The sequence below is a fragment of the Mycobacterium sp. genome (assembly GCF_036490025.1).
Classification (GTDB): Bacteria; Actinomycetota; Actinomycetes; order Mycobacteriales; family Mycobacteriaceae; genus Mycobacterium.
Window position 1 is genome coordinate 79,857 of record NZ_DASXEP010000072.1, and the last position, 6,881, is coordinate 86,737.

Below are 6,881 nucleotides of genomic sequence, written 5' to 3' on the forward strand. Positions count from 1 at the left end.
GACGTGTTGATAACGGTTTTCGGCAAATCCGATGTCGCTACAGCGTTCGCGTTATTCTGCTGCGTGATGTGGGCTTTTTGGACCGGCAGCGAAAGGAAGCCGATTGGCGGCGCGGGGCTCAACTGACCTGGGAGCACACGACCAAACGGCGCCGGCCGAAAGGGGCAGGCGTCGTCAGCCGCGGCAGCTGTCCCGGTTGAGCATCCAGTCCAAGATCATGCTGATGCTGCTGGTGTCCAGCCTCGCCTCGTTGGCGGTGATTGGCGTCGTCGAATATATATCCGGCCGAAACACGCTGATGCCCGTCGCCGCCGAGCGCATGACGCAACTGCGCGAGGCACAGAAGCGCGCGATCGACATGCTGTTCGCCGATTTGACGAATTCGCTGGTGGTCTACACCCGTGGATCGACCGCTGAAGATGCGGTGCAGGCCTTTACCGCCGGATTCGACCAATTGGCCAATGCGCCGAGCGATCCCGGCCAACAGCAGGCATTGGAGAATTACTACACCGACAAGCTGATCAAACCGATCCAGCAGACAACCGGCCAGAAGCTGGACATGACCGCTGTCTTGCCCAGCAGCAACGCCCAGAAATATCTCCAATTCCACTACACCGTCCCGTCCTCGGGCACGTCGGCTGCGCCCGAGGATGCAGACGACGGCAGCGCGTGGTCGGCGGCGAATGCGCGCTTCAACAACTACTTTCGCGAGATCGCCACCCGCTTCGAATACCGGGATGCGATGCTGCTCGACACCCGGGGCAACGTGGTCTTCAACGTGAACAAGGGTGCGGCGTTGGGCACCAACATCCTCAGTGGGCCGTACCGCGAATCCAATCTGCGCGGTGCCTACGAAAAGGCGATGGCCGCCGACGCGGTCGATTTTGTCTGGATCACCGATTTCCAGACTTTTCAGGCTGCCGGCGGGATGCCCATCGCGTGGCTGGTGTCGCCGATCAACGTCGGCGGCAGGACGGCCGGCGTGATGGCGCTGCCGCTGCCGATCTCGAAGGTCAACCGGATCATGACCGCCGATCAGCACTGGAAAGCCGCCGGTATGGGTCAGACCGCGGAGACCTACCTGGCCGGCTCGGACGGACTGATGCGCTCTGATTCGCGGTTGTTTCTGCAAGATCCCGACAAATATCGGCGCGACGCTGTTGCGGCAGGCACCCCGCCCGACATCGTGGCCAAAGCGCTGCGGTGGCACGGCACAACGCTGGTTCAGCCGGTGCAGTCCGAGGCATTTCATGCTGCCCAGCGGGGGCAGACCGGAACAGTGATGGATACCGGCTATCTGGGAGACGCTGAACTCGTGGCCTACGCCCCGCTCACCGTGCCGAATTCGGACCTGCGCTGGTCGATCCTGGCGACACGGGACAGGGCCGAGGCCTATGCTCGGATCGAGGCATTCACCCGGACCCTGGTCGTGACGGCCGCCGCAATGGTCTTCGTCCTCTGCGTGCTCGCGATGCTGATCGCCCAGGCATTCGTGCGGCCCATCCGGCGGCTGCAGGCCGGCGCGGAGGAAATCAGCGCCGGCAACTACGACGTCGCGATACCGGTCACCTCCCGCGACGAAATCGGCGATCTCACAGCGACTTTCAACGAAATGAGTCGGAGCCTGGAGATCAAGGAGGGCCTGCTCACCGAACAGCGTGATGCAAACGACCGTCTGCTGTTGTCGTTGATGCCCGAACCGGTCGCGCAGCGCTACCGCGACGGCGAGCAGACCATCGCGCAAGAACACCAGGACGTCGCGGTTATCTTCGCCGACATCGTCGGCCTCGACGAGATGTCAAGCGGGCTGTCCGGCGACGAAATGGTCGGCATCGTCGACGAGTTGGTGCGGGAACTTGATTCGGCCGCCGAAACCCTTGGCGTCGAGCCCATTCGCACCGTGCACAACGGCTATCTCGCCAGCTGCGGATTGAACGTCCCGCGGCTGGATAGCGTGCCCCGAACCATCGACTTCGCCGTCGAGATGCAGCGCATCATCGAGCGCTTCAACACCGGTAGGGGCCATCACCTCAGCATTCGGGCCGGCGTCAATACCGGCAACGTGATCAGCGGACTGGTCGGCAGGTCCAGCGTCATCTACGACATGTGGGGCGCCGCGGTGAACTTGGCCCATCAGATGCGCAGCGGCGCATCGGATTCCGGTATCTATGTCACTTCAGACGTGTACGAGGTGATGCGTGACATTCGGCAGTTCACCCCGGCGGGAAGCATCACCGTCGCCGGCTCTGCGCAGCCGATCTGGCGATTGGCGGAACGCAAGTGAACGCCGTCGACCCCTTGTGGCTGTACTGGGCCATCGGTCTGGTCCTTGGATTGCCCATCGTGCTGATCGGTCTCACCGAATGGAGCCAATTCCTGGCCGGCCGGCGAAGCGCCTTGGCCAGACCGGTGCATCTGCTGCGCAATTACATCGTGCCGTTGGGCGCGCTGCTGGTGCTGTTGGTCAAGGTGGCGCGGGTGCCCGCCCAGTTCACTTCGGTACGGGTGCTTGCGACGGTGCTCGGCTTCGTGGTGCTGCTACTGCTGTTGTCCGGCCTCAACGCCACCTTGTTCGACGCTGCGCCGCAGGGGTCGTGGCGCCAGCGAGTTCCGATGATATTCCGTGATGTCACAAGGTTTTTGCTGATAGCTGTCGGCCTGACTCTCATCTTCTCCTACATCTGGGGTATCCGAGTAGGCGGCTTGTTCACCGCGCTGGGTGTGGGGTCGGTAGTCATCGGCCTGATGTTGCAGAACTCGGTGGGCCAGATCGTGTCCGGCTTGTTCATGTTGTTCGAGCAGCCATTCCGGATTGGCGACTGGCTGGACACACCGGCGGCACGTGGACGCATCGTCGAAGCGAATTGGCGTGCCGTCCACATCCAGACCGGCCACGGTTTGCAGATCACACCGAACTCGGTGCTGGCTGCCACCTCGTTCACGAATCTGAGCCGTCCGCCCGGTGCGTACACGTTGTCGATCACGACCACGTTCTCGGTGGCCGACCCACCCGACCGGGTGCGTCGTCTGCTGGTACGGCTGGCAAGCACGCTGCCGCAACGCAAAACCGATGTCGCGCCGAGCTCGACGGCCGGCGGCGCCGGCGAGTATCAGGTCAGCATCGCGCTGAAGTCGCCCGCCGACCACGGTGCCGCGAAAGCGATATTCCTGCGGTGGATCTGGTACGCGGCACGGCGCGAAGGTCTGCACCTCGACGGCGCCGGCGATGACTTCTCCACCCCGGCGCGGGTGCAGATGGCGATGCGAACCGTGGTGGCGCCTGCGTTGCGGTTGAGCCTCACCGACCAGCAGTCACTGGTCCCGCACGCGAAAATAGTTCGGTACGGAACCGACGAAGTCGTCCAATACTCCGGCGAAGTGCCAACGGGGATGACGTTTTTGATCAAGGGCAGTATCCGCCTGACCACGACCACCGGCGACGGTTCGGTGATCCCACTCAGCCTGCTGGACGAAGGTTCATTCCTCGGGTTGACCACCCTCACCCGTCAACCCAGCCTGTCCGGCGCGTATGCGCTGGAAGAGGTGACTGCGTTGGAGATCGATCGCGAGCACATCGAAGACCTGGTGATGCGCACACCGTTACTGCTGCAGGAGTTGGGCCGCATCATCGAAGACCGGCGAAAAGAAACGTCCCGCGCCGAGATATCCCGAGCCCGTTGACAACTCAGAGTCAGAATAGGCTGGACACCAGGTCGGTGAGCGAGGTGGGGATGAAGAACGAGCCCTCCGGGACGTTTGCGGCAAGGTCTATGAAGGGTTGTAGGGCGAAGTCGCCCATCGGTGTCACGAAGGTCTCCGTGACCACGTTCGCGCCGGTCGTCGAGACGAGGTCGGAATAGATGGTCTCGTAGCCGAATCCGTAGTCGTTCACGTCGAACACCGAGCCCACCGGCGGAAGATCGCCTGCCGTGAGGCCGGCAGCGCCCGAGTCGGCGGTGACCAGAACCGCCTCGCTGGAATTGCCGAAAAGGCCTGTCGCCGTGGTGATGTCGGCGTCGAAGGTCCCGATCGGGTTGCCGGACGCGTCGTCGACTTCGAACATCTGGAATCCCTGGACGCTTGAGTCCAGCGGCGGAACCCCGTTGAATCCGAAGATCTGTTCGTTGCCGACCGGGACGATGCTCTCGCCGTCAGTGGGGATCGTGAACGAGTTGACGGCCGTTGCCGTGGTCGCGTCCCAGGGGATGGGAATTTTGATCTCGCCGTAGGGGGACACCAAGGTATCCGAGACGACATTGCCCGACGACGACGGCGTCACGGAGTAGAGGTTGTAGATCGAGTGGGAACCGAAAAGGTAGAAGACGTTGTAGAGGGTGCCCACCGCCGGTGTATCCCCGGCGGCGGTCCCTACGGTGCCCGAGACGTCCTGGGTGACGAAAATTTCCTCGGTGTAGTTGAACAGGACATCCGACGTGTTGGTCACGTCTGCTTCAAACGCGCCCATCGCTTGATCGCTGGCGTTGTAGACCTCGAATACGTCATTTCCCTCAACGGCGATGTCAGCCGGCGGCACCCCGGTTACTGCGCTGATGTTTTCGGTCGCCTCGGTGGCAGGAGCCAAGTAGTAGCCGTCGGTGAGTTGCAGTGGCGTGTCGTCCAACGTGTGACTGCCAAGACCTGCGGCGACGTCGTAATAGGCCGGCATGGACACCGTGCCGAAGGGGGTCGTCAAGGTTTTCGTGAGCACGTCGCCGTCGGACCCGGCGAGGGCGGAGAAGATGGTCTGGTAGCCGTGACCGTAATCGGCAATATCGATCACCGAGCCGACCGGCGGAGTATCCCCGGTGGCGGTGCCCCCGGTGCCGGACAGGTCGCTGGTGACCAGGAGTAACTCGTGGGCGGCGCCGTACAACGACGGCTGGGTGCTTTCGTCGGCGTCGAACGTTCCCACTGTCTGACCGGTGGTCTTGTCAAAGACGTCGAATACCTGTCCGCCCTGGACGCTTCCGGCGACAGCGGGAGGAGTCGCGGGTTCGCCGAAAAATCCGGTGACTACTTCGCTGGAACTCGGATCGGGACTGATCTGGTAGCTGTCGGCGAAGGCGGTAGCCGTAGTGGCCGTAGCCAGGAAGGCGGCGCCGACCAGCCCACCAGCGGCTGCGGCCAAGGGGCGGTTGATACGACGGCCGACCAGTGGAGTCTCGATTCGGTTGATGCTGACCCGCTAGCTTTTTCGCAGGTGAGGGTACCCCATTGGCGGTCAGGTGCAGTCCGCAATTGCAGCTGGGATGTCGCGTTGTCGGCTCGGCCGCAACGTCGCACAGAGCCGTGTCAACCGGCCGATGGCGTGCCCGCTACCCTTGATCAATGAGTGTGCATGCCTTCTCGGCCCCCGACGTGCGCCAGCAGGTGCACGACGCGGCGCGCCGGGCCCGGGTGGCCGCCCACGTGCTGGCCTCGCTTCCGACGGTCGCCAAGGACCAGGCGCTTTGTATCGCCGCGGACGCGATCGTTGTCGGCACCAACCAGATACTGGCGGCCAACGCCGAGGACGTGCGGGTAGCGCGCGCCGCCGGCACACCGGCCGCCATGATCGACCGGCTGGCGCTGGACCCCCCGCGCGTCGAGGGGATCGCAGCAGGCCTGCGCCAGGTCGCCGGGCTACCCGATCCGGTGGGCGAGGTGCTGCGTGGCTACACCCTGCCCAACGGGCTGGCCCTGCGTCAGCAGCGCGTTCCGCTCGGCGTGCTCGGGATCGTCTACGAGGGCCGGCCCAACGTCACCGTCGACGCGTTCGGGCTGGCGCTGAAGTCCGGCAACGCCGCGCTGTTGCGCGGTAGTGCCTCGGCGGCGAAGTCCAACGAGGCGCTGGTGTCGATATTGCGTGCGGCCCTGGTGAGCGAAGACCTGCCGGCCGATGCCGTCCAATTGATTTCGGCTGCCGATCGCTCGTCGGTCACCCATCTGATTCAGGCCCGCGGTCTGGTAGACGTGGTGATCCCGCGCGGGGGAGCGGGCCTGATCGACGCAGTGGTCCGCGACTCGCAGGTGCCGACCATCGAGACGGGGGTCGGCAACTGCCACGTCTTCGTGCACGATGCCGCCGACCTCGACATGGCCGAGCGAATCCTGTTGAACTCCAAGACTCGTCGGCCAAGCGTGTGCAACGCTGCCGAGACACTGCTCGTCGATGCGGCGATCGCCGACCGGGCTGTGCCGCGGCTTGTCGGCGCGTTACAAGACGCCGGCGTGACGGTGCACCTCGAGCCCGGCGAGGCTGACTTGCGTCGCGAATATCTGACGATGGAGATCGCCGTCGCGGTGGTCAACGGGGTCGATGCGGCCATCGCTCACATCAACGAATACGGAACCGGGCATACCGAGGCCATCGTGACCTCCAATATGGCTGCCGCCCAACGGTTCACCGAGGGCGTCGATGCGGCCGCGGTGATGGTGAACGCGTCGACTTCGTTCACCGACGGCGAGCAGTTCGGGTTCGGCGCCGAGATCGGCATTTCGACCCAGAAGCTGCATGCCCGCGGTCCGATGGGACTGCCGGAATTGACCTCGACGAAATGGATCGTCTGGGGAGACGGTCAGACCCGCCCGGCCTGACCTGCTTAGGAGAACGAAAAAGTGAGTGTGCCCGCGCGGCCTGCCCCGCTGTTCGCCGATATCGACGACGTCGGTCGGCGGCTGGCGGAAACCGGTTACCTGCCCGATACCGCCACCGCCACTGCGGTTTTCCTCGCCGACCGGCTCGGCAAGCCGCTTCTGGTGGAAGGCCCGGCCGGTGTGGGTAAGACCGAACTGGCCCGCGCCGTCGCGCAGGCCACCGAATCGGAACTGGTCCGCCTGCAGTGCTACGAAGGCGTCGACGAGGCCCGTGCGCTCTACGAGTGGAACCACGCCAAGCAGAT

Annotated in this window: 5 protein-coding genes; 4 read left to right on the top strand and 1 reads right to left on the bottom strand. The window is 64.1% G+C overall.

Translation table 11 applies throughout. From position 1 onward, the window contains the following. The first annotated feature begins 103 nt into the window (after positions 1 to 103). Entirely contained in the window at positions 104 to 2,284 is a 2,181-nt protein-coding gene (locus VGG53_RS08405) for an adenylate/guanylate cyclase domain-containing protein (protein ID WP_414688918.1), read from the top strand. After that, the gene (locus tag VGG53_RS08410) at positions 2,281 to 3,681 is read left to right on the top strand and encodes a mechanosensitive ion channel family protein (protein ID WP_331517585.1); all 1,401 of its coding nucleotides are present in this window, start codon (positions 2,281 to 2,283) and stop codon (positions 3,679 to 3,681) included. The genes VGG53_RS08405 and VGG53_RS08410 overlap by 4 nt, the downstream gene beginning before the upstream one ends. A 10-nt stretch (positions 3,682 to 3,691) precedes the next feature. Here the strand turns inward: VGG53_RS08410 and VGG53_RS08415 are convergent, their stop codons facing one another. Continuing rightward, positions 3,692 to 5,128: a hypothetical protein gene (locus VGG53_RS08415; RefSeq protein WP_331517586.1), complete on the bottom strand. Its 1,437-nt coding sequence runs from the start codon at positions 5,126 to 5,128 to the stop codon at positions 3,692 to 3,694. Between the two features lie 200 nt (positions 5,129 to 5,328). Between VGG53_RS08415 and VGG53_RS08420 the strand changes: the two genes are divergently transcribed. Beyond that, positions 5,329 to 6,576, top strand: coding sequence for a glutamate-5-semialdehyde dehydrogenase (locus VGG53_RS08420; protein ID WP_331517587.1), 1,248 nt, complete (start codon positions 5,329 to 5,331; stop codon positions 6,574 to 6,576). A 21-nt stretch (positions 6,577 to 6,597) separates the two neighbouring features. Further along, the coding region (locus VGG53_RS08425) for a MoxR family ATPase (RefSeq protein ID WP_331517588.1) at positions 6,598 to 6,881 on the top strand (284 nt) is incomplete at its 3' end.